Annotated in this window: 5 protein-coding genes; 1 reads left to right on the plus strand and 4 read right to left on the minus strand. The window is 56.6% G+C overall.

All coding sequences use genetic code 11. The features are described from left to right. Positions 1 to 250: 250 nt before the first annotated feature. From CV944_RS16550 to CV944_RS16565, 4 genes are all read right to left on the minus strand, one after another. The gene (locus CV944_RS16550) at positions 251 to 1,447 is read right to left on the minus strand and encodes a CynX/NimT family MFS transporter (RefSeq protein ID WP_063329765.1); all 1,197 of its coding nucleotides are present in this window, start codon (positions 1,445 to 1,447) and stop codon (positions 251 to 253) included. Positions 1,448 to 1,462: 15 nt separating this feature from the next. After that, on the minus strand, positions 1,463 to 1,702 hold the full coding sequence (locus tag CV944_RS16555) for a YqkE family protein (RefSeq protein ID WP_227412602.1): 240 nt from the start codon (positions 1,700 to 1,702) through the stop codon (positions 1,463 to 1,465). A gap of 272 nt (positions 1,703 to 1,974) precedes the next feature. Beyond that, complete coding sequence (locus CV944_RS16560) at positions 1,975 to 2,214, minus strand: YqkC family protein (protein ID WP_033009050.1); 240 nt, start codon at positions 2,212 to 2,214, stop codon at positions 1,975 to 1,977. Continuing rightward, the gene (locus tag CV944_RS16565; RefSeq protein WP_033009049.1) at positions 2,204 to 2,548 is read right to left on the minus strand and encodes an iron-sulfur cluster biosynthesis family protein; all 345 of its coding nucleotides are present in this window, start codon (positions 2,546 to 2,548) and stop codon (positions 2,204 to 2,206) included. Before CV944_RS16565 ends, CV944_RS16560 begins: the two co-directional genes overlap by 11 nt. 84 nt (positions 2,549 to 2,632) lie before the next feature. Between CV944_RS16565 and CV944_RS16570 the strand changes: the two genes are divergently transcribed. Beyond that, positions 2,633 to 2,851, plus strand: coding sequence for a CDGSH iron-sulfur domain-containing protein (locus CV944_RS16570; RefSeq protein WP_012820666.1), 219 nt, complete (start codon positions 2,633 to 2,635; stop codon positions 2,849 to 2,851). Positions 2,852 to 3,056: the final 205 nt, after the last annotated feature.

The raw sequence follows: 3,056 nt of genomic DNA on the forward strand, positions 1-3,056 counted from the left end.
ATCCTATTTTCAGCAAAATATAGTTAAGGCGATTCATCTCCCACTTACTCCGCTTCGCTTCGTTGAAGTGGGAGTCTTCTCGCCTAATTAAGATAAAAACCAAAGGAGCGGAAAGAAAGCCGACATGCCTTGCTGAAAAATAGATCGAGCCAAAAAATGCAAACAAATCGAGAGCCCGGCGGCCGTTGACGGCCGCATACGGGCTCTCGTTCGGTACGTGCGGCCGCTCATTTGCGACGAGCGGGCCGCTTTATTTCTTTTCATCTACGTATCGGTCCCTCGCCGCCCCTAAGCCAACGGCCATCATGGCGATGCAGACGGCAACAAGCAGACCAAGCGGCGCATTGAAGCGGCCGGACGCATCATACAGCACCCCGAACAACGGCGGACCGGAAGCCGCCAGCAAGTAGCCGACCGATTGCGCCATGGCGGACAATTGGGCGGCGGCGAGCGGATGGCGCGTCCGCAGCGTAAACAGCATCATCGCAAGCGAAAACGCCATGCCAGCGCCGATGCCAGCAACAAGCGCCCCCGCCCACAGCCACCACCCTTGCCCGCCGAAAAAGGCAAGCGTCCCAGCCCCCATGCAAAGCACAGCTGAACCAATAAGCGCCTTTTGATTGTCCATCCGCTCCGCGAGCATCGGAGAGACGAACATCATCGGGAGCTGGGCGAACTGGAAGAAAAAGAGCAGCCATCCGGCCGCACCGGGCGCCAACCCCTTGCTTTGCCCAAGCTCCGGCAGCCAAGTGACGACGCAGTAAAAGAAAAACGATTGCAATCCCATAAACAGCGTCACTTGCCAGGCGAGCCATGACCGCCAAAGCGTTGAGCGGCGGCTTCCGGACGGCGCCCCGTCCGGCTCCCAGCGGCGTGCTTGCGGCAGCCAAACAGCAAGCGCCAAAGCCGCCAGCAATGCCCAAAAGCGAAACGCCCCTTGCCAGCCAAGCCCCCAGCCATCGGCAAGCGGAACAGCGATCCCGGAAGCGAACGCCGCACTCATGTTCATCGTCACCGTATAAATGCCCATCATGAAACCAACCCGTTCGGGAAACGACTCTTTCACCAGCGCCGGCATCAAGACGTTGTCCACCGCAATGGCTGCACCGATCAGCACCGTGCCGGCAAACAGCCAAGAACTGCCGGAGAGCGGCCGGAGAAGCTCGCCAACGAGCAGCACGATCAACGAAAAAAAGAGCGTCCGCTTCATCCCGAACCGGCGGGCGAGAGCCGCTGCCGCCGGTGCCAGCAAGGCGAACGCCATAAGCGGAATCGTCGTCAACGCTCCGGCGGCCGCGTAGGAAAGGCCAAGCTCCCGCTGCAAATCGGGCACGAGCGGGCCGACCGTCGTAAGCGGCGCGCGCAAATTGACGGCCAACGCGACGACTGCTCCGGCCGTCCAGAATGGAAAAGAAGAGGGGCGCGTCGCTGCCGCATTCGATTTCATCGTCCATCCCCTCCGCTACTTAAATTTCCGCCAGTCTAGCTCGCTTTCCTCAAGCAGCTCAGCAAACGATTTCTGTTCCTCACGGCGGCGCGCTTCCTCGCGGCGCCGCGCTTCCTCTGCCGCCCGCCTCCGCGCTTCTTCCTCGGCAAGTGCGCGCTTTTTCTCAAGCAGCTTCGCTTCCACCGCGGCGCCAAGCCGGTCGGCGATCGTCAAAGCCTCCGTCCCTTGCTCTTTTTTTCGCCCGATCTTCTTCATCATGTCCGCCCCCTTGCATAACAATCGTTCATTTGTCAAACGATACAACTACACGACAAAGAAAAGGAGAGATGATGGATGGCGAAAAACCGCGCCCAAAAAGGGAAACCGTCCGCTGATACGGTCAAGCCGGTGATCGCAAAAGAAGAATTGGAAAAAGCAACCCATCCGACCAAGCGGCAAAACAGTCCTCAATAACCGCAACATGGACGATGCAGCTTTTATCATAAAGGGGCGCCCTGCGGCCCAAACCGGCTTTCAGGGCGTCCCCTTTACAACACTTCGGTGATGTGCGGCATATGCTCGCCAAGCCAAGCAATGGCCGCCTCCAGCGTCGGAAACTCTTTCGTTTCAAACGTCATTTCGTTTTGCAGCAGCCAGACGTCTTTCGCCTCATGATACGGGCCGGCGACCGACCAATGAAGCAAGCTGTACGGATCGTTTTCATGGGTGAACGACACCCATGTTTTTTGCTTCGCCGTCTTTGCGAGCTGCTCTAACTTACCGTTCATCGCCGGATTTCACCTCAACAAGCGGCATATGACCATTCAACGTTTGCCCTAGGCTTTTGAGCTGAAAAACGGTCGTTCCCGGCTTGACGTCAATCGTCATCGCTTCATCAAAAAAGATGAGCCGCGACCGTTCGACGAGCACCGGCACGAAATTCGTTTCGACGGCCAAATCATCGTCATCGGCCTTGTCGACAAGCCATAGCGCCGGCACGCCGTCGACCAAACAGCCGCAGCCGTCCGTGTCAAACGCCAGCTTTAACTGCCGCTCGGATTGCGCTACAATAGAGGCAAGCGCCCGTTTGGCTGCATCCGTAAACGTGATCGATACACTCATGCCTGACTCCTTTTTCCTTATTGATTTTCTTTTTCATTTTACCTGCCAACACGCGAAACTGTCAAAGCAAAGGAGGAACAAGCGATGGCAAACGTGCAAATCAAAGTGAATGACAACGGTTCGCTGCGCGTCACCGGCGATGTGGAACTGCTCGATGGAGAAGGAAAGCCGTTTGTGACGAAACAAACGTTTTCGCTCTGTCGGTGCGGGCTGTCGAACAATAAACCGTTTTGCGACGGTTCACATAAAGGCCGATTCCAATCGGTCGTCCGCGCCCCGTCGCCGGAATCGAGCGAATCGTAACGAACGGCCGTTTCTTCCCAGCCAACAGGCAAGGACGTCTTTGCCTAAGTTTTACGCCAAATGCCTCCTCTAATGTGAAAGGAAAGCGACGCTGCGATTGTGAAAGGGGGCTGACCCAAAACGCGAATGCGTTTTGGGATCAGCCCCCACTTTTTTGCCTCAAATATAGAAGAATCGCCCTTTTTTCTGGTAGAATAGAGTCACC

The organism is Geobacillus sp. WSUCF-018B, from assembly GCF_002809985.1.
In the GTDB taxonomy this organism is placed as follows: domain Bacteria; phylum Bacillota; class Bacilli; order Bacillales; family Anoxybacillaceae; genus Geobacillus; species Geobacillus thermophilus.